The organism is Rhodoferax sp. (assembly GCF_030646845.1).
In the GTDB taxonomy this organism is placed as follows: Bacteria; Pseudomonadota; Gammaproteobacteria; order Burkholderiales; family Burkholderiaceae_C; genus Rhodoferax.
Window position 1 is genome coordinate 30,557 of the sequence record NZ_JAUSLE010000035.1, and the last position, 25,796, is coordinate 56,352.

The 25,796-nt window shown below is 63.8% G+C and carries 21 protein-coding genes; 15 read left to right on the plus strand and 6 right to left on the minus strand.

All coding sequences use genetic code 11. The features are described from left to right. Positions 1-33: 33 nt before the first annotated feature. Together Q7T10_RS09250 and Q7T10_RS09255 are read left to right on the plus strand one after the other, a co-directional pair. Entirely contained in the window at positions 34-774 is a 741-nt protein-coding gene (locus Q7T10_RS09250) for a histidine phosphatase family protein (RefSeq protein WP_304747607.1), read from the plus strand. 263 nt (positions 775-1,037) lie between these two features. Further along, complete coding sequence (locus Q7T10_RS09255) at positions 1,038-2,687, plus strand: PAS domain-containing methyl-accepting chemotaxis protein (RefSeq protein ID WP_304747608.1); 1,650 nt, start codon at positions 1,038-1,040, stop codon at positions 2,685-2,687. Between the two features lie 29 nt (positions 2,688-2,716). Here the strand turns inward: Q7T10_RS09255 and Q7T10_RS09260 are convergent, their stop codons facing one another. Genes Q7T10_RS09260 through Q7T10_RS09270 form a run of 3 tightly spaced genes read right to left on the minus strand, consistent with a single transcriptional unit; the run spans position 2,717 to position 5,629 of the window. Further along, on the minus strand, positions 2,717-3,562 hold the full coding sequence (locus tag Q7T10_RS09260) for a creatininase family protein (RefSeq protein ID WP_304747609.1): 846 nt from the start codon (positions 3,560-3,562) through the stop codon (positions 2,717-2,719). 60 nt (positions 3,563-3,622) lie between these two features. Next, positions 3,623-3,964 carry a zinc ribbon domain-containing protein YjdM gene (locus Q7T10_RS09265; protein WP_304747610.1) on the minus strand — a complete coding sequence of 114 codons (342 nt, stop codon included), beginning with the start codon at positions 3,962-3,964 and terminating at the stop codon, positions 3,623-3,625. A 15-nt stretch (positions 3,965-3,979) separates the two neighbouring features. Beyond that, entirely contained in the window at positions 3,980-5,629 is a 1,650-nt protein-coding gene (locus tag Q7T10_RS09270; protein ID WP_304747611.1) for a B12-binding domain-containing radical SAM protein, read from the minus strand. Between the two features lie 17 nt (positions 5,630-5,646). Between Q7T10_RS09270 and Q7T10_RS09275 the strand changes: the two genes are divergently transcribed. The 6 genes from Q7T10_RS09275 to priA all read left to right on the plus strand — a co-directional run bounded on the left by Q7T10_RS09275 (position 5,647) and on the right by priA (position 13,068). After that, the gene (locus Q7T10_RS09275) at positions 5,647-6,414 is read left to right on the plus strand and encodes an alanyl-tRNA editing protein (protein WP_304747612.1); all 768 of its coding nucleotides are present in this window, start codon (positions 5,647-5,649) and stop codon (positions 6,412-6,414) included. Then, positions 6,411-6,749 (plus strand): DUF167 family protein, encoded by a 339-nt coding sequence (locus Q7T10_RS09280; protein WP_304747613.1) that lies wholly within the window; start codon positions 6,411-6,413, stop codon positions 6,747-6,749. The genes Q7T10_RS09275 and Q7T10_RS09280 overlap by 4 nt, the downstream gene beginning before the upstream one ends. Before the next feature lie 154 nt (positions 6,750-6,903). Next, positions 6,904-8,958 (plus strand): protein-disulfide reductase DsbD, encoded by a 2,055-nt coding sequence (locus Q7T10_RS09285; protein ID WP_304747614.1) that lies wholly within the window; start codon positions 6,904-6,906, stop codon positions 8,956-8,958. Positions 8,959-9,015: 57 nt separating this feature from the next. Next, complete coding sequence (locus Q7T10_RS09290; protein ID WP_304747615.1) at positions 9,016-9,435, plus strand: CoA-binding protein; 420 nt, start codon at positions 9,016-9,018, stop codon at positions 9,433-9,435. Positions 9,436-9,466: 31 nt separating this feature from the next. Then, positions 9,467-10,576, plus strand: coding sequence for a uroporphyrinogen decarboxylase (gene hemE, locus Q7T10_RS09295; RefSeq protein ID WP_304747616.1), 1,110 nt, complete (start codon positions 9,467-9,469; stop codon positions 10,574-10,576). Between the two features lie 353 nt (positions 10,577-10,929). Beyond that, entirely contained in the window at positions 10,930-13,068 is a 2,139-nt protein-coding gene (gene priA, locus Q7T10_RS09300; protein ID WP_304747617.1) for a primosomal protein N', read from the plus strand. 26 nt (positions 13,069-13,094) lie between these two features. Here the strand turns inward: priA and Q7T10_RS09305 are convergent, their stop codons facing one another. Next, a complete protein-coding gene (locus Q7T10_RS09305; protein WP_304747618.1) occupies positions 13,095-14,540 on the minus strand; it encodes a catalase in 1,446 nt (481 codons plus the stop codon). A gap of 299 nt (positions 14,541-14,839) precedes the next feature. On the opposite strand from Q7T10_RS09305, the gene Q7T10_RS09310 reads away from it, so the two are divergent. Further along, positions 14,840-15,505 carry a ProQ/FINO family protein gene (locus Q7T10_RS09310; protein WP_304747619.1) on the plus strand — a complete coding sequence of 222 codons (666 nt, stop codon included), beginning with the start codon at positions 14,840-14,842 and terminating at the stop codon, positions 15,503-15,505. Positions 15,506-15,542: 37 nt separating this feature from the next. Here Q7T10_RS09310 and Q7T10_RS09315 read toward each other — a convergent pair whose 3' ends face one another. Beyond that, a complete protein-coding gene (locus tag Q7T10_RS09315) occupies positions 15,543-17,219 on the minus strand; it encodes an AMP-binding protein (protein WP_304747620.1) in 1,677 nt (558 codons plus the stop codon). Between the two features lie 320 nt (positions 17,220-17,539). Here Q7T10_RS09315 and Q7T10_RS09320 point away from each other — a divergent pair, with 320 nt between their 5' ends. Then, entirely contained in the window at positions 17,540-18,859 is a 1,320-nt protein-coding gene (locus Q7T10_RS09320) for a S8/S53 family peptidase (RefSeq protein ID WP_304747621.1), read from the plus strand. 37 nt (positions 18,860-18,896) lie between these two features. On the opposite strand, the gene Q7T10_RS09325 is transcribed toward Q7T10_RS09320, so the two are convergent. Next, positions 18,897-19,862 (minus strand): AEC family transporter, encoded by a 966-nt coding sequence (locus Q7T10_RS09325; RefSeq protein ID WP_304747622.1) that lies wholly within the window; start codon positions 19,860-19,862, stop codon positions 18,897-18,899. Positions 19,863-19,937: 75 nt separating this feature from the next. Here Q7T10_RS09325 and Q7T10_RS09330 point away from each other — a divergent pair, with 75 nt between their 5' ends. From Q7T10_RS09330 to Q7T10_RS09350, 5 genes are all read left to right on the plus strand, one after another. Next, positions 19,938-22,106: an ATP-dependent helicase gene (locus Q7T10_RS09330; RefSeq protein WP_304747623.1), complete on the plus strand. Its 2,169-nt coding sequence runs from the start codon at positions 19,938-19,940 to the stop codon at positions 22,104-22,106. A 10-nt stretch (positions 22,107-22,116) separates the two neighbouring features. After that, positions 22,117-22,560, plus strand: coding sequence for a hypothetical protein (locus Q7T10_RS09335; protein ID WP_304747624.1), 444 nt, complete (start codon positions 22,117-22,119; stop codon positions 22,558-22,560). After that, positions 22,494-23,702 (plus strand): phospholipase A, encoded by a 1,209-nt coding sequence (locus Q7T10_RS09340; RefSeq protein WP_304747625.1) that lies wholly within the window; start codon positions 22,494-22,496, stop codon positions 23,700-23,702. The genes Q7T10_RS09335 and Q7T10_RS09340 overlap by 67 nt, the downstream gene beginning before the upstream one ends. Positions 23,703-23,843: 141 nt before the next feature. Then, positions 23,844-24,698 carry a PaaX family transcriptional regulator C-terminal domain-containing protein gene (locus tag Q7T10_RS09345; RefSeq protein WP_304747626.1) on the plus strand — a complete coding sequence of 285 codons (855 nt, stop codon included), beginning with the start codon at positions 23,844-23,846 and terminating at the stop codon, positions 24,696-24,698. Next, a partial coding sequence (locus Q7T10_RS09350) for an acyl-CoA dehydrogenase family protein (protein WP_304747627.1) occupies positions 24,682-25,796 on the plus strand: 1,115 nt, incomplete at its 3' end. The genes Q7T10_RS09345 and Q7T10_RS09350, both read left to right, overlap by 17 nt.

A 25,796-nucleotide genomic window follows, 5' to 3' on the forward strand; every position in this document is an offset into this window, starting at 1 on the left:
GGGCCACGCTGCGATTTGGCTTAGATTCACGAGATGGGAACCCTTTATCTTGTACGCCATGGCCAGGCTTCATTTGGCGCCGCCGACTACGACAACCTGAGCCCGCTGGGCCAGCAGCAAAGCGTGCGGCTGGGCGAATACTTTCGCCAGAAAGGCCTGAGCTTCGATGCCGTGATGACCGGCACCTTGCGCCGCCAGCTGCAAACCTATGCCGGCATTCGCCAGGGCATGGAATCAGGCTTCACCGCCGGACCGCCCCAAGGGGAAACAGCCCCCCCGGGGGGCAGCGCAGCACACGAAGTGGCAAGCGTGGGGGCACCACTTCTTTGGCCCGGCCTCAACGAATTCGACAGCGAGGCCGTCATCGCGACGGTGCACCCCCACAAGCTCCAGAAGCCTGACACGCCCGAGTTGTACCGTCATCACTTTCGCCTGCTGCGCGACGGCCTGACACAGTGGATGAACGGCGTGGTCAGCCCTCAGGGCATGCCCAGCTACCGCGAGTTCCAGCACGGGGTCACCAGCGCGCTGGACCACATTCGCCAGAATTTCGAAGGCAATGTGCTGATCGTCTCCAGCGGCGGGCCGATTGCCACTGCTATTGGCCACGTGCTGGGCACCACGCCGGAGACCACGATCGAACTCAACATGCGCATCCGCAACAGCGCCATCACCGAGTTCGCCTTCAACCCAAAGCGCCACACCCTGATCACCTTCAACACCCTGCCGCATCTGGAGCACGCAGACCATGCGAGCTGGATCACCCACGCCTGAGTGGAGCCCTGTCCCGGGGCCTCGGGCCTGACAAGCGCTTTGTTAAAATTCTTGAACAAGATCAATAAAGCGAATTGAGCAGAATATTCCATGGCAGTCACCGGCGCGCAAACGCTGGGACGCAACGGATCTGCCGAATTCATCCGTCGTTGGAATACCGGCGCCTCCGTCAAGCGGAGACACACGCCGGTCAAAAAAATCATACTGTGCGCACCAATCTACCTGTTACCCAACATGAGTTTCCCTTCCCCTCTGGCCAGACTGTGGTTTCCACCACCGACCTGAAGGGACGCATCACCCACTGCAACGAAGTCTTTATCGAACTCAGCGGGTTCACCAAGGAAGAACTGCTGGGCCAGCCGCACAACCTGGTGCGCCATCCCGATGTGCCCGAGGAAGCGTTTCGCGACATGTGGGACACGCTGGCGCAGGGCATGCCCTGGACCGGGCTGGTAAAGAATCGCCGCAAGGACGGCGACCACTACTGGGTGGTTGCCAACGTCACGCCGGTGATGGATGCCGACCGGCCCGTCGCCTACCTGTCAGTGCGCACCGAGCCCAGCCGGGACCAGATTCAGGCGGCCGAGGCCTTGTACACGACGATGCGTGCGGAGAAGCAGGCCGGTGAACTGGTGCACCGTCTGCACCACGGCGCCCTGCACAAACACAGTCTGGGCGGGCGCATCGGCCGTGCGCTGCAGCCAGGTCTCAACGCGCAGATCACCACATGGGCCGTGCTGATGGGCGGTGTGGGCCTGGTGGCCGGCGCGCTGGCCGCCGGTGATCTGTCAGCGCCTGTGTCAGCGACGGCCCTGATCAGTGCGCTGGCCGCGGTGGTGGCCGCGAGCCTGCTCGGCGCCTGGCGCCTGCGCGCCCTGACGACGCAGCCGCTGCAGCGCCTGCTGGATTTCGCCAATCGCATGGCGGCCTGTGACCTCACCACCGGCCTGGAGCCCCGGCACGGCGGCGTGATGGGCAGCCTGGAGCGGGCGCTTAACCAGCTCAATGTCAATATCCGTTCTGTGGTCAGCGATGCCCGCACCGAGGTGGTTCACATGGGGGGTGCGACGGGGAATATTGCGGCCGGCAGCCACGATTTGTCAGCCCGCACCGAGGCGCAGGCCGCCAGCCTGGAGGAGTCGGCAGCGTCGATGGAGCAGATCACCGGCAATGTGGGGCAGACTGCCGATGCGGCGCGCCAGGCGGCGCAGCTCGCTGCGCAGTCGGCGCACGTGACGGAACGCAGCGGTGAGGCGGTGCAGGCGGTGACGCAGACCATGCAGGCGATCAATGAATCCTCCCGCCGCATCGGCGAGATCATCCAGGTGATTGAGGGCATTGCCTTCCAGACCAACATTCTGGCCCTCAACGCGGCCGTGGAAGCGGCCCGCGCCGGGGAACAGGGGCGCGGCTTTGCGGTGGTGGCCAGTGAGGTGCGCAGTCTGGCGGGCCGCTCGGCAGGGGCGGCCAAGGAGATCAAGCAGCTCATCGAGGATTCGACCGCCAAGGTGGCGGCGGGTACACGCCAGACGGACAGCGCCCGCATCACGATGGACGAGGCGGTGGGCACGGCACGTCAGGTGAGCGCGCTGATTGCCGAAATTCACACGGCCACTGCCGAGCAAAGCGCGGGCATCGGGCAGATCAACGAAGCGCTGGCGCATATCGAGGGCCTGACACAGCAGAACACCACGCTGGTGCACGATCTCTCCGACTCGGCGACAGAACTGGAACTGCAGTCCCGCGGGGTGGCCGATGCGATGCGCGTGTTCCGGCTGAACCGAAATGATGCCGTGGCCGGCGTTCAAGACGCAGTGGCACTGCGCCGGGAAATGAAACTGGGGCGTTCCGCCGCCCCGGCAGCGCTTGCGCCGGCGGGCAAACCACTGCGGCTGGCAGCCAGCGCACGCTAAGAACGGCGCCCGCAGGGGCGCCTGAACGGTTAACGCGAAGCGGGCGTGGCCACCAGGGTGCTCAGAGGCAAGCGGTCAATCTCGGCCAGCAGTTGGCCCAGGCTGCGCCCTGCGGCGTCCACCACGGCACGCCCTTTGTCGGCCGTGGCGCCGGCCGCGTTGCCGACCGCGCCGGCCGGGTTGTAGTCCTGCATTTGCCAGCCGAGCTTGGCACTCTTGCCGTTGCCCAGAATATCAAACTTGCTGGCACGCTCCTGCGAACTGGAGACAAAGTTTTGCGCATGCGCCATGTCCACATGCGCGGGGTCCAATACCAGCATCATCGAGGTTTCCACGTCCCCCGCATGAATGCCAAAGCGGTGCTCATCGGCGCTGAACAAGGCATTGACGTCTTGCCCGTTTGCGTCGTGCAGCGGCAGATTGAACCAGCTGACGCTGTAGACCAGCATGTCGAGGCGCGCGCGCAGATCACGCGCCACCATGTCCATCACGCTGACCTGGCCACCATGCGAATTGAGCAGCACCAACTTGCGGATGCCGGCCGCTGCGACGGATTCGCCCAGGTCGGTCCACAGGCGCAGAATCGTCTCGGATTTGAGCGTGAGCGTGCCGGGAAAGCGCGCATGTTCCGGGCTCAGTCCCACGGCCTGCGTCGGCAGAAAAAGCACGTTCAAGTCGGGCGCCAGATGTGGCAGCGCCGCGGTCACAACACCGTCTACCAGCACCGTGTCCACGCTCAGTGGCAGATGCGGACCATGTTGTTCAGTCGCCGCGACCGGCAACACGGCAATGGTCTGCGCCGCCTGGCCGGTGGCGATCCGCTGGGCAAAATCCTGCGTGGAAAGATCGGCCCAGTATCTGGATGGGGTGGTCATGGTCTGATCCTGCCGCGTGATGATGGAGTGAGGGGCCGCGATGCGGAGTATGTGGCGGGTTTACGCTTTTTTCAGAAAGCAGGCCTTGAGCATGAAGCTGCCCGCCTCCATGCGGCAATCCACTTCATGGTCGCCCGAGGTCAACTTGATGCTCTTGACCTTGGTGCCTTTTTTGAGGACGGTGGACGAGCCTTTGACCTTCAAATCCTTGATCAGGATGACCGAGTCCCCATCGGCCAGCGGGTTGCCGTTGGCATCCTTGATGACATCGCCCCCTTCTTCGCTGTCGTCAGTGGCGGCCTGTGCCGGCCACTCATGGGCGCAGTCGGGGCAGACGTAATTGTCGCCATCCAGGTAAGTGTTCTCGAGAGTACAAACGGGGCAGGGAGGTAAATTTTGCATAGCGGGTATTTTGAATCATGGCGGATGGGGCGAGGCGTGCTGGGCCAGCAGGTGCCGCTCCTGGCGCTGCGCCAGCGACTTGGCGTCGGTCTTCGCGGGCGCATCGCGTCTGGGCAGAAGCCCCTGGAGTGCCCGCGGGCTGGCGCGCGCGCCGCTGGCCACATAGTCGGCCAACAGCGTTTTTTGCACGGCCGGTGCCGGCAGTCCAGCACGGGTGCCGAGGTAGTCAAACAACGCATCCACCAGCGCCTCGGGCGACAGGCCACTGGTCTTGCCGCTGGTTTGCCACAGCCAGTCGGCAAAGCCGAGAAACGCATGAAAGGGTGACGGCGCTGCTGCGTCAGTTTTCGCGCTGGATTCGAGGTTCGCGTGCGCGCCCTCACCCAGCAGCAGGCCCAGCGTCTGCTGGAAGCGCCCCGAATTGGCGACCAGGTCCCAATAGCGCGAGAAGCGGGTGAAGCGCTGCATTGTGGCCGCATCCACCGCCCCGGTCTGCAGCACGGTGTAGGGTGGGCCGGCCTCATAGACCATGCCGTACGTCACCGTGTGGCGGGCAATCGGCGTGCCGCGCAGGCGCTTCAAAATGCCGAGCTGGATTTCGTGTGGCCCCAGCGCGTGCAGGCGGTCAAAACCGGCGGCAAAACTCTCCAGCGTTTCGCCGGGCAGGCCAAAGATCAGGTCGCTATGCAAATGGGCCTGGCTGTTGTTGACCAGCCAGCGCAAATTGGCCTCGGTCTTCTCGTTGTCCTGCTTGCGCGAGATGCGCTGCTGCACTTCCACATTGAAGCTCTGGATGCCAACCTCAAACTGCAGCACGCCCGGCGGAAACTGCGCAATCATGACTTTCAGGCGGTCCGGCAACTGGTCGGGAATGACCTCAAAATGCACGAACAGATCGTCTGACAGCCGATCGAGAAAGAACTGCAGGATGCGCACCGAGGCGTCGATCTTCAGGTTAAAGGTGCGGTCCACGAACTTGAAGTTGCGCGCGCCGCGCTGGTGCAACACCTGCATGGCAGCGAGGAAGGCCTCCAGCTCAAACGCCCAGGCGGTTTTGTCCAGCGAACTCAAACAGAATTCGCACTTGAACGGGCAGCCGCGCGAGGCCTCGACGTACAGCAGGCGGTGCGCCAGATCGGCGTCGGTGTACTCGCCGTAGGGCAGCGCAATCTGGTCCAGCGGCGGCTGCTCGCCGGCGATGACTTTCATCAGCGGCTGCGGCCCGTGCAGCAGGGCGCGGCAGAGTTTTGGAAAGCTCACATCACCCCAGCCGGTGATGACGAAGTCAGCCAGGCGCACGATGTCTTGCTCATCCACTTCATGGCTGACCTCGGGACCGCCCAGCACCACCTTGATACTGGGCCGCGCAGCTTTCAGCAAGCGCAGCACCTCGGTGGTCTGCGTCACATTCCATATGTACACGCCAAAGCCGACGATCTGCACTGCGCCCGGTTTCGGCTCACCCAGCACCGCCAGCAGCTCGTCCACGATCTCCTGCGGCTGGCGCGCAATGGTGAACTCGCACAGCGCAGTGCTGGCCCGCAGTTCGCCCATGTTGGCCAGCAGGTAGCGCAAGCCGAGCGAGGCGTGAATGTACTTGGCATTCAGGGTGCACAGGACGATGGCGGGGTCGGCGTGTGGCGCGGCGGGTTGGGCGTGAGGCATGCCGGTATTATCAAAGCATGACGCAAGACCTCTTTCGCACGGACGCCTATCTGACCGAATGCACCGCCACGGTCACCGCCATCACACCCCAGGGCATCGTGCTGGACCGCACCGTGTTCTATCCGTTAGGCGGCGGGCAGGCGGGTGACACGGGCGTGCTGGTGCTGGCCGACGGCAGCGAGATTGCCATTGTCGACACCCGCAAGGGCAAGGCGGAAAACGGCAGCTTCACAGATGAAATATGCCACTTGCCCGCGCCGGAATTGCTCAGCCAGCTATTGAATCAGGAGCAGGCAGCGGGGATCAAACTGGCGGTGGGCGACATGGTCACGGCACGCATCGACTGGGCGCGGCGTCACCGCCTGATGCGCTTTCACACCACCACCCACCTGCTGTGCCATCTGGTGCCGCAGCTGGTGAATGGCTGTTCCATCACGCCCGACTACGCGCGGCTGGACTTCAACATGACCGACGCGCTGGACAAGGAGGCGCTGACCGCCGGCATTGCCCGTCTCGTGGCGGCCGCCCTGCCGATTGCTGTGGGCACGATCACCGACGCCGAACTGGATGCCAACCCGGCGCTGGTGAAGAGCATGTCGGTGCAGCCGCCGCGCGGCAGCGGGCAAATTCGCACCATCCGGATCGGCACCGACGACCTGATCGACTTGCAGCCCTGCGGCGGCACGCATGTGGCCAACACGGCGGAAATCGGCCCGGTCATCGTCACCAAAATCGAAAAGAAGTCGGCCACCACCCGGCGGGTGGTGCTGGGCTTTGGCGCATGAGCCGCGGCCAGGTCAGAAACGCCACCGGCGATTCCTTCTTTGTGTGGGAGGGTGACGTGCTGGTGGTCAACATCCTGGGCAAACCGAGCGCGGCCAAGGACGCCATTGGCAAGCCCAAGGGCACCCAACTCAAGATCAGCGTGACCGCCGCCCCGGTGGCCGGCAAGGCCACCGACCACATGGTGCGTTTTCTGGCGCCGCTGTTTGGCGTTGCCGCGAGCGACATCGAGGTGGTGTTTGGCCGCGAAAACGTGAACAAGCAGCTGCGCATCAGGGCGCCCAAAAAGCTGCCCGCGGTGTTTGCGCAAGCTTCCCTTTTGCCAGCCGATGACTGACACCGGGCCGCAGCCCCGGAACTTTGCCCTCTTGCCCCACTCCGACATTGCAATGACTTTCTCCAAATTCTCTCCCCGTCAGCTTTTTGCTACGTTTTTGATAGCTGCTTGCGCAATATCCACGGGGGCTAGCGCTCAAAATGCCACAAATTCTATGGTCACCACGGACCAGGTGCGCGCCGAACTGCTGGCGCATGCGCCAGACGGCGCCGACCCCGGCAAGACGGTGTGGGTGGGTCTGCAGCTCACGCATCAGCCCGAATGGCACACCTACTGGAAAAACGCGGGCGACTCCGGTCTGCCCACCACGCTGCAGTGGACGCTGCCGCCCGGGGTGACGGCGGGCGACATTGCCTGGCCCCTGCCCAAGAAGATTCCGATTGGCAACCTGGCCAACTACGGCTACGAGGGCACGGTGCTGCTGCCGGTGCCGCTCACCATCACGCCGGACTTCAAGCCCTCGCTGCTCAACAGCGACCTGGAGATCAAACTCAAGGCCAGCTGGCTGGTGTGCCGCAAGGAGTGCATTCCCGAGGAAGGCGAGTTCGCGCTGCGCTTGCCGGTGCGGGGCTCGACCGCGCTCAACTCGGCCGCCTTTGATGCCAGCCTGAAGGCCCAGCCGCAGGCCCTGCGCGGCGAGAGCAAGGTCGAGGTTGATGGCAACACGCTCAAGGTATCGGTGGCCGGCCTGCCGGCGGCGCTGCAGGGCAAGACGCTGGAGTTCTTTCCGGAAACGCCTGAGGTGATCGAGACTGCGGCCAAGTGGACGCAGGACTGGCAGGGCGCGCTGTGGACGGCCAGGGTGCCGCTGTCAGAGCAGCGCAGCCAAAGCCCCGCGGTGATGCCGCTGGTGCTGGTGACGCAGGCCGATGGCCAACGGCAGGGGTTTGTGACCCAGGCCCGGGTGGTGGGCAACTGGCCCCAGGTGGCGGCTGCCGCCGGCGTTTCGCCCGCGCTGGCGGCCGCCCTCAAGGCCAACGCCAGCCCGGGCCCGGCCAATCCGGCCGTGCCGCTGGCCTTGTGGGCCGCCCTGGCGGGTGCCCTGCTCGGCGGCCTCATCCTCAACCTGATGCCCTGCGTGTTCCCGATACTGGCGATCAAGGTGATGAGCTTCACCCGGCACGCAAACGACCGGCGCGGCCACCGCGTCAGCGGCCTGGCCTACACCGCGGGGGTGGTCCTTTCCTTCGTGGCGCTGGGTGCGTTGATGCTGGCCCTGCGCAGCGCCGGCGAGCAACTGGGCTGGGGCTTTCAGCTGCAGTCGCCCGCCGTGGTGGCCGCCCTGGCCGTGCTGTTCACGGTGATGGGGCTGAACCTGGCCGGGCTGTTTGAGTTCGGCCAGTTCCTGCCCAGCCGCGTGCTCCTGGTGGAGTCCAAGAACCCGGCCGCCAATGCGTTCTTGTCGGGCGTGCTGGCGGTGGCCGTGGCATCGCCGTGCACCGCCCCGTTCATGGGGGCCTCTCTTGGCCTGGCGCTGGGTCTGCCGGCGCTGCAGGCCTTGCTGATCTTTGCCGCGATCGGCGTCGGCATGGCCCTGCCCTACCTGGCCGCCAGCCTGATTCCGGCCGTGGCACGGTGGCTGCCGCGCCCCGGCGCGTGGATGGACACCTTCCGCCGCGCCATGGCGTTCCCGATGTTTGCCACCGTCGTGTGGCTGGTGTGGGTGCTGGGCCAGCAAAGCGGTATCGACGGCGCCGGCGCGCTGCTGGCGCTGCTGGTGGCCCTGAGCCTGGTGGTCTGGTCCCTGACGCTGAAGGGGCGCGCCCGGCTGCCAATTGCTGCTTTTTCAATAGCAATCTTCGCCCTGTTGGCGGGGGCTATCGGCCAGAATGTCATCAAACCTCTGGAGACCCCGGCCGCCGCGGCCAGCGGTGAACGCTGGCAGGCCTGGGCACCGGGCCGGGTCGATCAGGCGCTGGCCGCTGGTACGCCGGTGTTCGTGGACTTCACCGCTGCCTGGTGCGTGACCTGCCAGTACAACAAGAAAACCTTGGCCGACGCCGGTGTGCTGGCCGACATGGACGCCAAGAGGGTCACCCTGCTGCGCGCCGACTGGACCCGACGCGACCCCGCCATCACCACCGCGCTGAGCCAGCTCGGCCGCAACGGTGTGCCGGTGTATGTGATTTACCAGGCAGGACGCGTGCCGGTGGTGCTGTCCGAGATCTTGAGCGTGGACGAGCTTCGCTCGGCATTGGCCAGCCTGTAACCGGCGGGTGCGCGCGGGCGGGTGGTGCGCCGGGCATGGGCGCCTTATCATGAACCCATGACTGAAAAAGACGACATCCACCATATTCTCAAAACCTGCCGCACCGTCGCCGTGGTGGGCTTGAGCCCCAAGCCCCACCGCGCCAGTTTTGACGTGGCGCGCTACATGCAGGCCCATGGCTGGCGCATCATTCCGGTCAATCCGGTGGCGGCCGCCAGCGGCGCGACCATCCTGGGCGAGCGGGTCTATGCCACGCTCCCTGAGGCGGCGCAGCACGAGAAGATTGACCTGGTGAATGTGTTCCGCAACGCCGAAGATGTGCCACCGGTGGTAACGGATGCCATCGCCATTGGTGCCCCGGCGCTGTGGCTGCAACTCGGCATTGAAAATGCAGCAGCCGCCGCTGCTGCGCGAGCCGCCGGTCTGCGGGTGGTGCAGGACAAATGCCTGAAGGTGGAACACGCGATTGCGCAATAAGCGCGCTTGCGCTTGCGGCGACAATTGGGGCATGAATACACCGGCCCCCACCAGCGCATTTGCGCCTCTCAAGAACGACACCTTCATCCGCGCCTGCCTGCGCCAGGCCACCGACTACACCCCGGTCTGGCTGATGCGCCAGGCCGGGCGCTATCTGCCTGAATACCGGGCCACGCGCGCCAAAGCCGGCAGCTTCATGGGCCTGGCCACCAACACCGACTACGCCACCGAAGTCACGCTGCAGCCGCTGGAGCGCTTCCCGCTCGACGCAGCCATCCTTTTCAGCGACATCCTCACCGTCCCCGACGCCATGGGCCTGGGCCTGAGCTTTGCCCTGGGAGAAGGCCCGAAGTTTGCCCACCCGGTGCGCGACGAAGCCGCCGTCGGCAAGCTCGAAGTGCCGGACATGGACAAGCTGCGTTACGTGTTTGACGCCGTGACCTCGATCCGCAAGGCGCTGAATGGCCGCGTGCCGCTGATTGGGTTCTCGGGCAGCCCCTGGACGCTGGCCTGCTACATGGTGGAAGGCGCGGGATCGGACGACTACCGCCTCGTCAAGACCATGCTGTACAGCCGCCCCGACCTGATGCACAAGATGCTGCAGGTCAACGCCGACGCCGTCGCGCTGTACCTCAACGCGCAAATTGAAGCCGGCGCACAGGCGGTGATGATTTTTGACAGCTGGGGCGGTGTGCTGGCCGACGGCGCATTCCAGGAATTCAGCATGGCCTACACGGCGCGGGTGCTGGCCCAGGTGAAGAAAGAACACAACGGCGTGCGCATCCCCAGCATCGTGTTCACCAAGGGCGGCGGCATGTGGCTGCGGGAAATGCGCCCGCTGGACTGCGACGTGCTGGGGCTGGACTGGACGGTCAACCTGGCCAAGGCACGCGTCCTGGTGGGCGAAAGCAAGGCGCTGCAGGGCAACATCGACCCGAACGTCCTGTTTGCCAATCCGGCACAGATTGAGGCAGAGGTGGCCAAAGTGCTGAACAGCTTTGGTACGCCGCACACCGGCGCGGGCCATGGGCCCACGCATATTTTCAATCTGGGCCATGGCATAAGTCAGCACACACCCCCCGACCATGTGGCGGTTTTGGTGCAAGCGGTGCATGAGCAATCCCGAAAAATGCGCTCATGATTTTTTTGACGCGGCGCCTCTTAGCATCTTTTGGGCCCGTTTCTGGTTGGTGGGGACTGACTTATGCACAAAATTTTTGTTGCGGTGCATCAGGCATCCCCGTTTCGGAGCATCCCTGCTATGAAACCAATAGCGGTTGCAAGCCTTTGATTTATAACGATTTTTAATTTTGCTTTTTTTGTGGGCAATTCAACGAAAGCCTTGATTTTCAAGGGCTCGAAGGCACTGAAGACAAGATATCAACAAAGTTATCCACAGAAACTCTGGATCACCTTCAAATCGTTTATGAATCAAGGACTTAGAGGAACTTTCGCAAGTTCACATCAACTAAAAGCCGCAACTCAGGCGCTGGCATGACCCACTGGTTGCCAGTCTTGGTGCATACCCCTGCCCATAGCCAGGTGGCAGGACCCCTGACGTACCGAAGTGAGCTGGCACTTGCAGCCGGCACCCTGGTCCGTGTGCCGCTGGGCAAACGCGAGATCCTGGGCGTGGTGTGGGACGCCGCGGGCGATCCGGTCTCCAGCCTGCTCGACCCGGAAAAACTGCGCCCGATTGCCGGCAGCCTGGACGGCATTGCGCCGTTGACGCCGGCCTGGCGGCAACTGGTCACCTTTGCCGCCAGCTATTACCAGCGCTCGGCTGGAGAAGTGGCGCTGGCCGCCTTGCCCCCGCAGTTGCGTGACCTGAACACACTGCAACTGGCCCGCCGGCTCAAAAAGCATGCCAAAACTGCTGACGCAGCCTTGCCCGACCACTCGAATGCTATCGAATCCGTAGCGCTTACCGCAGAGCAGGCGGGGGCTATCGCCCGATTTGACCTTGAAGCCGGCCCGTTCCTGCTGTTTGGCGCCACCGGCAGCGGCAAGACCGAGGTCTATCTGCACAGCGTGCAGCAACTGCTGGCGCGCGACCCCAGCGCTCAGGCGATGGTGATGGTGCCCGAGATCAACCTCACGCCCCAACTGGAAGCCCGCTTCATGGCTCGCTTCAACCCGCTGTATGGCGACAACGCCGTGGTGTCGCTGCACAGCGGCATGACGCCGGCGCAGCGCCTGAAAAGCTGGCTGGCGGCGCACAGCGGCCTGGCCCGCATCGTGCTGGGCACGCGCATGGCGGTGTTTGCGTCGATGCCGAACCTGAAGCTGATCATCGTGGACGAAGAACACGACCCCAGCTACAAGCAGCAGGAGGGTGCGCGTTACTCGGCGCGCGATCTGGCTGTGTACCGGGGGCGCCTCGAAGGCGCCAAAGTGCTGCTGGGCTCGGCCACGCCGTCACTGGAAAGCTGGCACCACAGCCGCCCGGCCAGAGAGGGCGGCCGCTACGTCCGCATTGAAATGCCCAGCCGCATCGGCGCCAACGCCGCCCTGCCCCTGGTGCGCCGGGTGGACATGAACCACCAGCCCAAAAAATGCGTGTTTTCGCCGCCCCTGCTCAAGGCCATTGAAGAGCGGGTGGCGCGCGGCGAACAGAGCATGGTGTTTCTGAACCGCCGCGGCTACGCACCGGTGCTGCATTGCGCCGACTGCGACTGGAAGAGCGAGTGCCCGCATTGCAGCGCCTACCGGGTGTTTCACAAGATCGACCGTACCCTGCGCTGCCACCACTGCGGCTACACCGAGCGGGTGCCGCGCGCCTGCCCCGCCTGCGGCAACCCCGACATCGCCCCGCTGGGCCGGGGCACCGAGCGGCTCGAAGAACACCTGGCCGAACTGCTGGCCCATGTGCGGCGACCCAACTCGGTGTCGGAACAATGGCCCGAAGGCGAACCGGTGCGTATCGCCCGCATCGACGCCGACACCACCAAACTCAAGGGCGAGCTCCAGGCGCAACTAGCCCGGGTGCATTCAGGCGAGGTGGACGTGCTCGTGGGCACGCAGATGATTGCCAAGGGGCACGACTTTCGCCGCATCACGCTGGTGGCGGCCGTCAGCCCCGACAATGCGCTGTTCTCGAGCGACTTCCGGGCGCCGGAGCGCCTGTTCAGCCTGCTGATGCAAGCGGCCGGCCGCGCCGGGCGCGACGCCGACATCAGCGGCCAAAGCGAGATGTGGATCCAGACCTTTCACCCCAAACACCCGCTGTTTGAAGCCCTGAAGCGCCACGACTACCCCGCGTTCGCAGCCGAGCAGCTCAAGGAACGCGAGCAGGCCGCCATGCCACCGTTCAGTTTTCAGGCATTGGTGCGGGCAGAGGCGCGCACGCAGGAAGTGGCGCAGGGCTTTTTGACGGCGGCCAGTGCAGCCGCGGCGGACATGATGGAGGCCGAACACATCCTGCCCCACATCACCCTGTATCCGGCGGTGCCGATGAGCATGCAGCGCGTGGCTAACGTGGAGCGCGCCCAGATGCTGATCGAGAGCCCGTCACGGGCAGCGCTGCAGCGCTTCTTGACCGCCTGGCAGGCCGTGCTGCACGCCACCCGGCAGCAACCCGAAGGCAAGGGCCTGATTCGCTGGGCGGTGGACGTGGACCCGCTGGCGATCTAAAGCGCCAACCGGCCCCCGCACCAGCACTACAGACCGAGCGCCTTGCGCACGCCGGCGCCGTAGGCCGGGTCAGCCTTGGTGCAGTTGGCGATGTGGCGCTCCTGGATGGCTTTGGACGCGCCACCGACCGAGCGGGCGGTGTTCTCAAACAGCACCTGTTGCTGCGCCGGCGTCATCAGACGAAACAGATTGCCCGGCTGCGAGTAGTAGTCCTCGTCCACGCGGTGGTTCCAGTGGTCGGCAGCGCCTTCGATGGACAGCGGCGGCTCGGCAAAGTCGGGCTGCTCCTGCCACGAACCCTTGCTGTTGGGCTCGTAGCCAATCTCGGAACCCTTGTTGTCGTCGACACGCATGCTTCCATCGCGGTGGTAGCTGTGGAAGGGGCATTTCGGCGCATTGACCGGAATCTGGTGATGGTTCACGCCCAGACGGTAGCGCTGGGCGTCGCCATAGCTGAACAGGCGCGATTGCAGCATCTTGTCGGGCGAGAAGCTGATGCCTGGCACCACGTTGGCCGGGTTGAAGGCCAGCTGCTCGATTTCGGCGAAGTAGTTTTCGGCGTTGCGGTTGAGTTCAAGCACGCCCACATCCATCAGCGGGTAGTCCTTGTGCGGCCAGACCTTGGTCAGGTCAAAAGGGTTCAGGTGGTAGGTGGCCGCGTCCTTCTCGGGCATGACCTGGATCTGCAGCTTCCAGCGCGGAAAGTCCTTGTTGTCGATGGCGTTGAGCAAATCGTTCTGCCCGCTTTCGCGGTCCTTGCCGACCAGCGCCTCGGCTTCGGCGTCGGTCAGGTTCTGGATGCCTTGCTGCGTGACCAGATGGAACTTGACCCAGAAACGCTCGTTCTGCGCGTTGAGCAAGCTGAAGGTATGGCTGCCGAAACCGTGCATGTGGCGATAGGACTTGGGCAAACCGCGGTCGCTCATGACGATGGTGACCTGGTGCAGCGCTTCCGGCAGCAGGGTCCAGAAGTCCCAGTTGTTTTCGGCACTGCGCATGTTGGTGCGCGGGTCGCGCTTGACGGCGCGGTTCAGGTCGGGAAACTTCAACGGGTCGCGCATGAAGAAGACCGGGGTGTTGTTGCCAACCAGGTCCCAGTTGCCTTCTTCGGTGTAGAACTTCATGGCAAAGCCGCGGATGTCGCGCTCGGCGTCGGCCGCGCCACGCTCACCGGCCACGGTGGAAAAGCGCATCGCCAGGTCCGTCTTCTTGCCGATGGCCGAAAAGATCTTGGCTTTGGTGTACTTGGTGATGTCATGCGTCACCGTGAAGGTACCGAAAGCGCCCGAGCCCTTGGCATGCATGCGACGCTCAGGGATCACTTCGCGGGCAAAGTGGGCCAGCTTTTCAAGGTGCCACACGTCCTGCAGCAGCATGGGGCCACGCGGGCCCGCGGTGATGACGTTCTGGTTGTCAGGAACCGGTGCGCCAGCGGCAGTGGTCAATGCGGGGCAAACGGGTTTGGTGCTCATGGGATTCTCCTTGGATAAAGCGACGATGAAACTCAATGGCTCATAGCCGGGGTGGCCAGCCAATCGACGGCGGGATGGCGACTCTGTCAACACCGGCACATCAGGTCGACCTTCTGCTTGAATGCCTTGCAACTTTAATGGCCTGAAATCAATAGAGCAAGATAATTTAAGACAATTAATCAATAGTTATTAACTATCCTAAAAGAGCACGGCGGCAGTTGTCGGAGCCCGTGCCCACCGCGGCGATGACAAGTTGCCCAATTGGTTGACAATCGCGGGTTGACTCAACGAGTAATTCCATGACCTCTGCCACCCCAGAAGCACCTGTCCAGGCCGGTGAGCCCGCGCCAGCCAGCGATCAAGCCCGCAAACCGGCCCGGTCGCGGTCTGTCCAGCCCGTTCTTGAAAAACTGTTTGAACTCTATCCGCACCTGTTTGGCGCGGAGTTTTTGCCACTCAAGCTCGGAATTTTTCAGGAACTGCTGGCCAGCCACCCCGACCAGTTTGATCGTGACAGCCTCAAAGCGGCGCTGGGCCTGCACACGCGTTCCACGCGTTACCTGCAAAGCGTTGCCGCAGGCAACAAGCGTCACGATCTTCAGGGCGTGGCGGTGGAAGACGTGGCGCCGGAGCATGTCTACCTGGCCCTGCTGGAGTTGTTCCGCCGTCGACAGGATCGATCCAGAGAAGACTTGCGGCCGAAGTTGCGCGCGCAGCTGATGGCCGCGTTTGAGGCATCGGGCCTGTCACGCCAGGACTACCTGGCACGGGTTCAGACGAACGATGCGCAAGCCAACACCCTGCTGGAAGAAGCGTTCGCCGAGCGCGACGAGAAACTGGCCAGGCAGGAAGCCCTGCTGCGGGCTTTTGAGAGCAGCGGCAAGACACCCGAGGAGTTTGCCGACATGTACGGCATGGACAAGCGCGAGGTGGTCACCGCGATTGATCGACAACGCCGCCTGTAAAATCAATGGCGTGGGTGATGAGATACGCCTGCGATGTTCAAGGCGCCGACGCGTCGCGCAACTGCCGACGCAGGATCTTGCCCAAGTTGTTCTTCGGTAGGGGCCCGTCCCAAAACTCAACGATCTTGGGCACCTTGTAACCGGTCAAGTGCTGCCGGCAATGATCGCGCAGGGCCTGTTCGGTCAGCGCCGGATCGTACTTCACCACAATAATCTTGACGACCTCGCCGGACTTCTCGTCGGGCACGCCGATGGCCGCAACCTCGGCCACGCCCGGATGCAGCGCCACGACATCCTCGATCTGGTTCGGGAAGACCTTGAAACCGGACACGATGATCATGTCCTTCTTGCGGTCCGTGATCTTGAAGTAGCCGCGCTCATCCATGAACCCCATGTCACCGGTGCGCAGCCAGCCATCCGAGGTAAACGCCTTCGCGGTTTCATCCGGGCGGTTCCAGTAGCCCACCATGACCTGCGGGCCCCGGATGCAGATCTCACCGACCTCGCCGAGCGGGAGTTCGCGCCCGTCGTCGTCAAGGATGGTCCCATCGGTCGACGGGAGCGGCATGCCGATCGTTCCAGTCCAGTCTTCAATGTTCAGCGGGTTGGACATCGCGCCCGGCGAGGCCTCGGTCAAGCCGTAGGATTCGATAATCGGCACGCCGGTGGCCGCTTTCCACCGTTCAGCCACCGCACGCTGCACCGCCATGCCACCGGCATTTACCACCTTCAGGCTATGCGTGTTCACTCCGGCAAATTCAGGCGCGTCGAGCAGCGCGCGATACAGCGTATTGACACCAATGATCGCGGTCAATGGGTACTGCTTGAGGTCATGGATAAAGGCGTGCATCTCCGTCGGGTTGGTGATCAGGACGGCGTGCGCCCCGATCTTCAGGAACACGAGGCTCGAGTTCAGCGCGTAGATGTGGTACAGCGGCAAGGGACAGACGAACACCTCCTTGCCGTCCAGCAGGTCGTGCGCGATCCACGCCGCGAGCTGCTGCAAATTCGCCACCATATTGCCGTGCGTCAACACGGTGCCCTTTGCCACACCGGTGGTGCCGCCGGTGTACTGCAGAAAGGCGATGTCGTCGTGATTCAGTGGCATGTGGTCCAGCGTCTGCTCACGGCCCGCGCGCAAGGCCGCATTGAATTCAGTGGCGTGCGCGATCTTCCAATCCGGGACCATTTTCTTGACGTACTTCACCACCACATTGGTGACTATCTCCTTCACCAGCGGAAACATGTCACCGACCTCCGTCGTGATGACGCTGAGCTTCAACGGCGGCACACTGTCCAGCACTCGCTGCAGGGTATGGGCGAAGTTCTCCAGCACCACGATGGCCACCGCGCCCGAGTCCTTGAGGCGGTGCTCCAATTCGTCCGCTGTGTATTGCGGGTTGACATTCACCACCACCAGGCCAGCTCGCAGCACGCCAAACAGCGCCACCGGGTACTGCAGCAAGTTCGGCATCATGATGGCCACCCGGTCGCCCTTGTGCAGCCCCAGCGAGTTCTGCAGGTAGGCTGCAAAGTCGCGGCTGTGCTGGTCGAGTTCGGCATAGCTCATCGACGCCCCCATGTTGCTGTAGGCGGGCAAGTCGGCAAAGCGCTCGCAGCTGCTGCGCAGTACTTCCCTGAGCGAGGCGAACTCCTGCAGATTCACTTCGGCCGCAATCCCTCGCGGGTAATGATTCAACCAGAGCTTTTCCATGCTGTCATCTCCATTTGACGCCCCGTTTTTCACCCGGTCCGCAGGCGCGTGGCGCGTCGTTCTGCGACAAGCCAGCCCCTGTCTTGCGTAGCGCCGGTTCTTTGCTTTTCGCAGAGACGAATAATGCTCTCAGCAAGCAACCCGCAGTGATTGTCCGCTTAACGCGGCCGGCAGGGCACATTCTGTGCGGGGAACGACAGACCCCCGCTTCCAGAAGACGAAAAACTCAACTCGTCTTGCCCGCCCCCGGTGGGATACTTGGCCTGAGTGATCGAATTTCCCATGTTTTGTGTGTCCAGCTCCATCCACGGGGGTCTTCCATGAGCCACGTTTACTACGCCAAAGTCGTCATCATCCACGGCACGTTTGAGGACTATCGCCAGCAACTGGTTCAACTGGCCGGGCCGGGCATGGATGTGGGGGTGCTGCAGGTTGGGGTGCACGAGGCGCTGCTGAGGCCTCACCTGCTGCGGCAAATTCGCTCGCGCCAGCCGGCCGTGCCGGTTGAACAGTTGCTGCGCGAAGCGGGTGCCAACCGAATTGACTGGATCAGGGAAGACGCCGCCCAGACGCTGTACCTGCAGCGCATCGTGGAAGACCTTGATCCGCAAATCGAGATCGCGGTGCCCGATCTGGCTGGAGGCCGGGCCTGGCACCTGCAGGCGGTGAACGTGGCCCCGGCCTGGGCCGCGCTGGGCGGGCCCGACACGATCAATTGGGGCACCCTCTGCGTGGGCCAACTCGACACCGGCTACACCCGGCACAAGGCCCTGGGCCATGGTCAGCCCGGCGGCACCTGGCTGCTGACCGACCAGTGCCGAACCATCATGGACAGCGACCTGCCGCCAGGGTATGCGCCTGATCTGGTGCAGCCTGACGACGGCGTGGACCCGATGTCGCCATCCGCGCTGTTCAGAGGTCATGGCACCCGCGTTGGCAGCACGATCTCGGGGCATGCTGTGCTGGACGACGGCTTCACCTTTCGCGGGATCGCGCCCAAGGTGCCGCATGCCGTGGTGCGCATCACCGATTCGGTGGCCATCAACGACCGGCAAAACGAGTTTGCGCAGGGCTTGCGCTATCTGGTGGATGTCGTCGGGGTGGACGTCATCAACGTCAGTCTGGGGGTCTTCCCGCCGGTCGCGTCGCCCGCCATGAAACGGGCCGTGGCCCATGCGCACGCGCAAGGCGTGATCGTGGTGTGTGCTGCGGGCAACCATGTGGACCCGGTGGTGGCGCCCGCACGCCTGCCCGAGACCATCGCGGTGGCGGGTGTCACCTGGCAGAGCCTGCCTTGGTACGGCAGCAGTTTCGGTCCGGAGGTTGACTTCAGCGCCCCGGCGGCCAACCTCTACCGGCCCGAGCCGGTGCCTCAGGGCATAGGCACGCAATTCAAAGGCATGGGCGACGGCACCTCCTATGCGGCGGCGATCACCACCGGCAGCGCAGCCCTGTGGCTGTGTCGATGGGGGCCCGAGATCGCGGCGAAATACGGCAGGACGGGCGCGCGCGTGGAGGCATTCCGCCAGGCCGCCATAGCCAGCTGCCGCAAGCCGCCAGGCTGGTATCCCACTCCGTTCGGCGCAGGCATTCTGGACACCGGTCGCCTGTGCACTGACCCATCACTCGCGCTGCCCTGAGGCCGGCTAGCGTCAGGCCAGGCCTGGCCAGGTCAGGTCAGGTCAACAGCGTCACGGCCAGCGAGAACGTCACAAACGCGGCGGCCGTGGAGACCAGGATGATGCGGGCGATGCGGCCGTTGTCGGCGCCAAAGCGCTCGGCCAGCAGTGACACATTGCTGGCGCTGGGCAGCGCGGCCACCAGCACCATGACGGTGAGCGCAAACTTGTTCAAAGGCATACCCAGAGAGATCGCCGCCGCGCCGACGAGCAGCACCAGCAGCGGATGCAGCAGCAGCTTGATGGCGGCCACCGGCAGGTAGTCGCTCAGGGGAATCGGCGCATGGTTGTGCGCGGCCGCCAGCATCTGGGAGCGCGCCAGCACCGCGCCGATGGTGAAGAGAGCCACGGGCGAGGCGGCATCGGCCAGCAGGCCAATGGTCTGCATGACGGGTGCCGGCAACTTGAGGCTGACAGCCGAGGCCACCCCACCCAGCAGGATGGACCACGGCATGGGATTGGCCACAACGCCTTTGAGGGCGTTTTTGACCGCCTTGCTCGCGCCATGTTCATCCGCGCCATCCAGCCGGGAGAGCGCGATGCACAGCGAGGTGGTGATCACCATATCGACCACGATGGTGACGATGATGGGGCCGGCCGCCTGCGCGCCGAGCAGGGCGACCAGCAGCGGCACCCCCATGAAGCCGGTGTTCGGAAATGCCGCCACCAGTGCGCCAAATGACGCGTCATTCCAGCGAATGCGCTGGTTCAGACTGACCGCGACCGCGAAACCCACCATGATGAGCGCGCACAGCAACCAGGTGAAAAAAACACCGCCATCGAGCAGTTGAGCCAGCGGCGTGGTCGAGCCGAAGCGGTACAGCATGCACGGCAGGGCAAAAAACAGCACAAAGCTATTCAGGCCGGGAATGGCCTCCAGCGGCAGCATGCGCCGGCGTGCCGCAATGTAGCCGCACAGAACCAGGGCGAAGAAGGGAAAGGTAATTAAGAGGATTTGCAGCACGACGGGTATTGTCCCAGCAGTTGGGGCATGCAGCCTTGCCTCTGTATGATTCCCGGCTTCGCCCCGAGTATCTGAATGTCCTCCCCCCCTTCTCACGCGCCCTCCGGCCTGAACCTGGCCCAACAGGAAGCCGTCAATTTCATGCACGGCCCCTGCCTGGTACTGGCCGGCGCCGGTTCCGGCAAGACGCGCGTTATTACGCACAAAATTGGCCGTCTGATCCAGGCCGGGCTGGAGCCCAAACGCATTGCCGCCATCACCTTCACCAACAAGGCCGCGTCCGAGATGCGCGAACGGGCGCAGGGCCTGATTGGCCGCGCCGCCAGGGACGTGGTGATTTGCACTTTTCATGCCCTCGGCGTACGCATGCTGCGCCAGGACGGCGAGGCGCTGGGGTTGAAACCCACCTTCTCGATCCTGGACACCGACGACATCACCAGCATTCTGAAAGATGCCGGGGGCACGGTGGATGCCGCCACAGCGCGCTCCTGGCAATGGATCATCAGTGGATGGAAGGGCCAGGGACTGACCGCCGAACAGGCTGCGGTACTGGCCAAAGATGACAACGAACGCATCATTGCCCGCGTCATGGGACATTACGAGGAACGCCTGAGCGCCTACCAGAGCGTCGATTTTGACGACCTGATCACCCTGCCGCTCAAGCTGCTACAAAATCATGAGCAGGTGCGCCAGAAGTGGCAAGGGCTGATGGGCCATGTGCTGGTCGATGAATACCAGGACACGAATGCCACGCAATACGAAGTGCTCAAGCTGCTGGTGGGCGGCAACCCGGCGGCCGGGGCACGTTTTACCGCCGTGGGCGACGACGACCAGTCAATCTACGGCTGGCGTGGCGCCACGCTGGACAACCTCAAGAAACTGCCGGTCGACTTCCCCACGCTCAAGGTCATCAAGCTGGAGCAGAACTACCGCTCCACCAGTGCCATCCTGCGCGCTGCCAACAACGTGATCGGCCCCAACCCCAAGCTGTTTCCCAAGAACCTGTGGAGTGACCTGGGCGAAGGCGAGCCGGTGCGCGTGGTGGACGCCGACAGCGAAGAGCACGAGGCCGAGCGCACGGTGGCCCGCATCCAGAGCCTGCGCGCCGGTGGCCTGTCCCACGGTGGGCCGCAGTACCAGGAGTTCCGGCACTTCGCCATCCTGTACCGCGCCAACCACCAGGCCAAAACCTTCGAGAAAGCCTTGCGCAAGGCGCAGATTCCGTACAAGGTATCGGGCGGCACCAGCTTCTTTGACCGCGCCGAGATCAAGGACTTGTGCGGCTGGTTCCGGCTCTGGATCAACAACAACGACGACCCTGCCTTTCTGCGCGCGGTGACCACGCCCAAGCGGGGCATTGGCCATCAGACCTTGGCACAACTGGGCGTGTTTGCCAGCAAGTACAAGGTGAGCCTGTTCGAGGCCCTGTTTTCCTCGTCACTGGGCAGCGTGCTGAGCGCCAAGGCGGTGGGCAGCCTGCACGAGTTCGGCCGCTACGTGAACGACCTGGAGTTTCGCGCCCGCCGCACGATGGGGGCCGAAGACGCACGCGCGTTCCTGCTGGAGTGGCTCAAGGAAATCGGCTACGAAAAACATCTGTACGACGGCGAAGACAGCGAAAAGGTCGCTGCAGCGCGCTGGACCAACGTGATGGATTTCTGCGACTGGATGTCGGCCCGCTGCGGCGGCCAGCTTGACGATGCGGCCGGGGTGTCGAGCGCCAACGAGGTCAAGTCGCTGCTGGAGGTGGCGCAGACGGTGTCGCTGCTGTCCACCATCAGTGAGCGCGAGAAGGACATGGACGTGGTGACGCTGTCCACCCTGCACGCCGCCAAGGGCCTGGAGTGGCCGCACGTGATGCTGGTAGGCGTGACCGAAGGCATGCTGCCGTTCAAGCTGAAAGACAGCGGCGACTCCGCGGCGGCCTCGCTGGGTGGCTCCGAGCGCGCGCATGAGGCGGCCAATGAGGCCACAGCGACGCACCTGCAGGAAGAGCGCCGCCTGATGTACGTGGGCATCACCCGCGCCCAGCGCAGCCTGGCCGTGAGCTGGACACGCAAACGCAAGAAGGGCCGAGAGATGATCGCCGCCCTGCCCAGCCGCTTCATCGCCGAGATGGCGCTGGATCAAACCACCATCAAGGAAGACCCGCGCGAAAAGCTCAAAGCGTTGCGGGCAGAGTTTGCCAAAAAGGTGCTGGACACGGCAGCGGCCCAGGCCCAGGCCCAGGCGCGGCCAGCGTGAGCGTCCCGCCATGAAGATTTCATATGCTATTATTTTAATAGCTGTCTGCGCAATAGGGACGGGGGCTAGAGGCCAAAATCATCCAAACCCGTCATCGACTGCCAGCTGCCCCCTGGCCGCCGACATCAGCCCGGTACACCTTTATGGTTTGTGGCGGGCCGAGTTTGACGGCCTGCCACAGAGCGCGACAATCCTGTTCGAAAGGCATGCCGAACTGGCAGGCAGTGTCAGTGGCGGCGTCAACCGCGACGGTGTCAAAGCCCTGCTCGCCGGTGACGTGGATCAGGGCGAATTCACCCTGGAAGAGTCGCTGGACGGTCAGCGCATTGCAGCCACATGGCTTGGCGCGGTCGTGGAAGGGTCTTGTGGCAAGGAAATCAGAGGAATATGGAACAACACTTCAAACAACGCCTCCTACCCGTTCGTCTTGCGCAAGCAGCCGGGCTGGCAATAGCCCTGTGCACACCGCTGGTGGCGGGCAACGTGCAGGCGCAGGTGGGCGGCAGCACGCCGTCTGCCGGGGACACGGCCTGGCAACGCTGTGCCAGCCTGACCGACGACCGGGAGGCGCGACTTGGCTGCTTTGACCGTTGGGCCGCAGAGCAGGCGCGCGTGGGTTCACCCGTCCCGTCAGCCGCTGGCACCCTGACGCAGACGACACCTGCGTCACGCCCAGAACCGACCCCGGCAGCACCCCCGGTGACCATCACCATCACGACACCGCCGGCCCATGACTGCAGGAGTCCGGAGTTTTCAGAGCTCTCCCGTTTCTGGGAGCTGGAAGCCGGCACCGACTGCGGATCCCTCAACATTCGTGGCTACCGTCCCATCAGCCTGTCATGGATCAGCGCTGACAGCGTGAATACCCAGCCCGATTCGCCATCGCCCGGTCGCACGGCGGCGGCCAAGCCTTACAGCCCCAGCGAGGCCCGCATCCAGCTGTCGGTCCGTACCAAAATTGCGCAGGGGCTGCTCACCCGCGAGCAACCCTTGCTGCGCGACTCCCTGTGGTTTGGCTATACGCAGCAATCCCACTGGCAGCTGTTTAACGGGGAGTTGTCCCGCCCCTTTCGCAGTACGGACCACGAGCCGGAACTCACCTATGTCTACCCGACCGATGCGCAGTTGCCGCTCGGATGGCGGCTGCGTTACAGCGGCGTGAGCCTGGTCCACCAGTCCAATGGACAGGACTTGCCGCTGTCGCGCAGCTGGAACCGGCTGGTACTGATGGCCGGCATGGAAAAAGGCGATCGGTTCCGGTTGCAGGGTCGGCTATGGAAACGGATCAATGAAAATGCCGACGATGACGACAATCCGGGCATCAGTGATCTGATCGGCCGGGCGGAAGTGGCCGGCTACTGGAACGTCAACAAAGACAACACGCTGGGCGTGACGCTGCGCCATTCGCTGAAGGCCGACACCAATGGCTCGGTGCGACTGGAATGGCTCAGAAACATTGCTGATGGCGGCATCCCGGGCAGCAAGAGTGGCCTGCGCTTTCACACCCAGCTGTTCACCGGCTACGGCGATTCCCTGGTGGATTACAACCGCCGGCGTACTGTGCTGAGTATCGGTTTGAGCCTGGTGGACTGGTAGATCTGCACGCAGAGCGCGGCATGGTTCCTGAGCGGCGGTTGACGTTCCTTGGCCGTCGGAGCACAATACATTACACGCAAATATATTTTGCGTGAAAATTGGTAATGTTTTGGTGCAACGACCAGGCAACACACCCAACCGATGAAGGTCAACCCGAAAAACCTGCTGCTCGATCTCATGCTGGCGGCCGGCGACAAGCCGATGACCGCCCGCGATGCGATTTCGGCGTGTTCCCTTTTTCAGATCAGCGAAAACAGCCTTCGCGTCACCCTCGCGCGCCTGTCTGCGGCCGGATTCATTGAGATCGCGGGACGCGGTGCCTACCGCCTGGGGCCGGCCGCGATCGATCTCGCCGGCGACGTTGCCACCTGGCGCACGATGGAGGCGCGACTGCGGCCGTGGCGGGGCGGCTATGTCGTCGTGCATTCCGGAGCGTTGGGTCGCAGCGACCGCGTGGCGCTGCAGCGGCGCGAACGTGCCCTGCAGATGCTGGGCTTTCGGCCATTCGAACGAGGCCTGCATATCCGCCCGGACAACATCGGACCGGACGTTGACGAGGTACGCCAACGCCTCTACAAACTCGGACTGGACCGGCAAGCGGCCGTCTTCCGGGCCGAGGACCTCGATCCGGAACGGGCGGCCATGGTGAGGCACCTGTGGGACGGCGCCGCACTGACGAAAAGCTACCGCCAATGGCGAGACCAGCTTGAGGCGTGGCTGGCCGGCGCGAATGGGCTCGCGCTGGATGCGGCGGCCCGCGAGTCATTCCTGCTCGGCGGCCGGGCCATTCATCAACTGGTCTTTGATCCCCTGTTGCCGGAACCTTTTGTTGACACCAGCGAGCGCCACGCATTCATCCAGGCCGTTCACCGTTTTGACGAAGCCGGTCGCGCCATCTGGAACCGTTTTTTCGCATCTATTGCCGAGGCACCTTCCCCTTTGCCGTTCACCCATCAACCTGCAGAATTGGAGACAAGCCATGAACACCCGTATTGAGCCCGCACAAGGTTCGCTTTATCTGGCCGACACGCATGAAGTAACCAACCTCTCGCGCGAGCTGACTGACTACAACATGTACATGGAAGACGCTGCGTTACGGGAGGCAGTCCAGCGCGAAGGCGGGCAGTGGGCCGAGCCCGAACTTGCCGAATTCGGCAAGTTGACGGGGTCTGCCGACTATCTTGAGCTGGGGAATCTGGCCAACAAGTTCACACCCGAGTTTGATACCCACGACCGCTTCGGCAACCGCATCGATCTGGTCAAATTTCATCCGGCCTACCACCAGCTGATGAAAACTTCCATCGAGCACGGGCTGCATGCCTCGCCGTGGACGGCGCCCGGACCGGGCGCCCACGTCGCCCGCGCTGCCAAGAGCTTTTTGCACGGGCAGGTGGAGGCGGGCCATGGCTGCCCCATCACCATGACCTTTGCCGCCGTGCCCGCGTTGCGCCTGCAACCCGAGCTGGCCAGTGTTTGGGAACCCAAAATCACGGCACGCGTGTACGACCCCCGCAACGTGCCGGTGGAGCAGAAGCAGGGCATCACCATTGGCATGGCGATGACCGAGAAACAGGGTGGCTCGGATGTCCGCACCAACAGCACGCGCGCCCATCCACTGGGCACGGGTGGGCCGGGCCAAGCCTACGAACTCGTCGGCCACAAGTATTTTGTGTCGGCCCCCATGTGCGACGCTTTTCTGGTGCTGGCCCAAGCGCCTGGTGGCCTTTCGTGCTTCCTGCTGCCGCGCTGGCGCCCGGACGGCAGCAAGAACCCAATGCAGGTGCTGCGGCTCAAGAAGAAGATGGGCAACGCCTCCAACGCGTCGTCGGAGACTGAACTGCGCGGCGCCCTGGCGAGGATGGTCGGCGAGGAGGGACGCGGCGTGCGCAGCATCATTGAAATGGTGAGCATGACCCGCTTCGACTGCATGGTGGGCTCCAGTGCCGGCATGCGCATGGCGGCATCGCAGGCGTTGCACCACTGCGCCAACCGCTCGGCCTTCGGCCAGGTGCTGAACCAGCAGCCGCTGATGCAAAACGTGCTGGCCGATCTGGCCCTGGAAAGCGAAGCGGCCCTGAGCTTAAGCATGCGCAT

Coding starts and splice junctions, on each gene's coding strand:
- Q7T10_RS09275 (WP_304747612.1), top strand. CDS start 5,647: ATGACGCAAGACCTCTTTCGCACGGACGCCTATCTGACCGAATGCACC.
- Q7T10_RS09340 (WP_304747625.1), top strand. CDS start 22,494: ATGGAACAACACTTCAAACAACGCCTCCTACCCGTTCGTCTTGCGCAA.
- Q7T10_RS09265 (WP_304747610.1), bottom strand. CDS start 3,964: ATGCAAAATTTACCTCCCTGCCCCGTTTGTACTCTCGAGAACACTTAC.
- Q7T10_RS09320 (WP_304747621.1), top strand. CDS start 17,540: ATGAGCCACGTTTACTACGCCAAAGTCGTCATCATCCACGGCACGTTT.
- Q7T10_RS09260 (WP_304747609.1), bottom strand. CDS start 3,562: ATGACCACCCCATCCAGATACTGGGCCGATCTTTCCACGCAGGATTTT.
- Q7T10_RS09330 (WP_304747623.1), top strand. CDS start 19,938: ATGTCCTCCCCCCCTTCTCACGCGCCCTCCGGCCTGAACCTGGCCCAA.
- hemE (WP_304747616.1), top strand. CDS start 9,467: ATGAATACACCGGCCCCCACCAGCGCATTTGCGCCTCTCAAGAACGAC.
- Q7T10_RS09315 (WP_304747620.1), bottom strand. CDS start 17,219: ATGGAAAAGCTCTGGTTGAATCATTACCCGCGAGGGATTGCGGCCGAA.
- Q7T10_RS09285 (WP_304747614.1), top strand. CDS start 6,904: ATGGTCACCACGGACCAGGTGCGCGCCGAACTGCTGGCGCATGCGCCA.
- Q7T10_RS09280 (WP_304747613.1), top strand. CDS start 6,411: ATGAGCCGCGGCCAGGTCAGAAACGCCACCGGCGATTCCTTCTTTGTG.
- Q7T10_RS09250 (WP_304747607.1), top strand. CDS start 34: ATGGGAACCCTTTATCTTGTACGCCATGGCCAGGCTTCATTTGGCGCC.
- Q7T10_RS09310 (WP_304747619.1), top strand. CDS start 14,840: ATGACCTCTGCCACCCCAGAAGCACCTGTCCAGGCCGGTGAGCCCGCG.
- Q7T10_RS09345 (WP_304747626.1), top strand. CDS start 23,844: ATGAAGGTCAACCCGAAAAACCTGCTGCTCGATCTCATGCTGGCGGCC.
- Q7T10_RS09290 (WP_304747615.1), top strand. CDS start 9,016: ATGACTGAAAAAGACGACATCCACCATATTCTCAAAACCTGCCGCACC.
- Q7T10_RS09270 (WP_304747611.1), bottom strand. CDS start 5,629: ATGCCTCACGCCCAACCCGCCGCGCCACACGCCGACCCCGCCATCGTC.
- Q7T10_RS09335 (WP_304747624.1), top strand. CDS start 22,117: ATGAAGATTTCATATGCTATTATTTTAATAGCTGTCTGCGCAATAGGG.
- priA (WP_304747617.1), top strand. CDS start 10,930: ATGACCCACTGGTTGCCAGTCTTGGTGCATACCCCTGCCCATAGCCAG.
- Q7T10_RS09305 (WP_304747618.1), bottom strand. CDS start 14,540: ATGAGCACCAAACCCGTTTGCCCCGCATTGACCACTGCCGCTGGCGCA.